Annotated in this window: 1 protein-coding gene; it reads right to left on the bottom strand. The window is 75.5% G+C overall.

Annotated features, from left to right (window positions below):
• A partial coding sequence (locus IF37_RS0138240; RefSeq protein WP_030754303.1) for a polyketide synthase dehydratase domain-containing protein occupies positions 1 to 1,505 on the bottom strand: 1,505 nt, incomplete at both ends.

The following is a 1,505-nucleotide window of genomic DNA, read 5'->3' as shown; positions in this document are numbered from 1 at the left end:
GAGTTCGGCGAGGACGATGCGGTCGGGGTGTTCGAGTTGGGCGGTGCGCAGCAGGCCGCGTACGGCGGCGGTGGCGGGGTGGCCGGAGCGGGCGGTGACGACGAGGGGACCGGCGCCCGGTTCCGCGTCCTCCACGAATTCCTGTACGGCGGCCAGGACCCGTCCGGTGAGTGTGCGGATCTGCTCGGGCACGCTGCCCTCCGGCTCGGCCGTGACATCCAGCTCGCGCCAATCGGCGGGCCGGGGAGTGGAGTTGAGGGCGGCTGGTATCCAGTCCACCCGGAACAGCGCGTCCCGCGCCGCCCCTGTCCCGCCCAACTGCTCGGCGGCGACCTCGCGGTACACCAGGGAGGCGACGCTCGCGACCGGAGCGCCCGTCGGGTCGGCCGCGGTCACCGAGAACCCGTCCGCGCCGGCCGGTGCGATCCGCACCCGCAGGGCGCCCGCGCCCGTCGCGTGCAGCACCACCCCGTTCCAGGCGAACGGCAGCCGGGTGCGCTCGTCACCGGCCCGGGACGGGGCGAACGCCGCCGCGTGCAGCGCCGAGTCGAGCAGTCCGGGGTGCAGCCCGAAGGCCGCCGCCGGTGCCCGGTCCGCTTCGTCCAGCACGACCTCGGCGAACACCTCCTCGCCCCGCGTCCACACCTTGCGCAGCCCCTGGAACAGCGGGCCGAAGGCGAACCCCCCGGCGGCGAGCCGCTCGTAGAACCCGTCCACGGCCACCTGTTCGGCACCGGCGGGCGGCCAGGCGGTCAGCTGCCCGGCCGCCTCGCCCGGTGCCGCCGTCAGCGCGCCACCGGCGTGCCGGGTCCACGGTGTGTCGGCGGTCGCCGCGTCGGAGCGGGAGTAGACGCCGAGCGTACGGCGGCCCGTGGCATCCTCACCGGAGACCACCACCTGGACGTGCACACCGCCCTTGGCGGGCACCACCAGCGGCGCCTCCACGATCAGCTCCTCCAGGCACGGACTGCCCACCTCGTCGCCCGCGCGCACCGCCATCTCCACCAGCGCGGTGCCCGGCAGCAGCACGGTGCCCGCGATGGCGTGGTCGGCCAGCCACGGATGGGTGGTGAGCGACAGTCGGCCGGTGGCCAGCACCCCACCCGACTCCGGCAGCACCGACACGGCGCCCAGCAGCGGATGCCCCGCCGCCACCAGGCCCATCGAACCGGCGTCCCCGGCGGGCGCCGCGGGCTCCAGCCAGTAGCGCTCGCGCTGGAAGGCGTACGTCGGCAACTGCGCCGCGGTACCCGACTGTTCGGCGTCCAGCAACGCCGTGCGGTCCACGGGGACGCCCCGGGTGTGCAGGGTGGCGAGGGCCAGGGCGGCCGTCCGCACCTCGCTCTGGTTCCGGCGGAGGGCGGGGGTGACGAGGGTGGTGGTGGTGTCGTCGTCGAGGGTTTGGGCGGTCATGGGGGTGAGGGCGGCGTCGGGGCCGAGTTCGAGGTAGGTGGTGGTGCCGCCACGGTGGAGGGTGTGGATGGCGTCGGCGAAGCGGACGGCCT

Origin of the sequence: Streptomyces sp. NRRL S-31, from assembly GCF_000718775.1 — a bacterium.
GTDB lineage: Bacteria > Actinomycetota > Actinomycetes > Streptomycetales > Streptomycetaceae > Streptomyces.
Note: the sequence above shows the minus strand (reverse complement) of the source record. Positions and strands in the feature narration are given on the sequence as shown.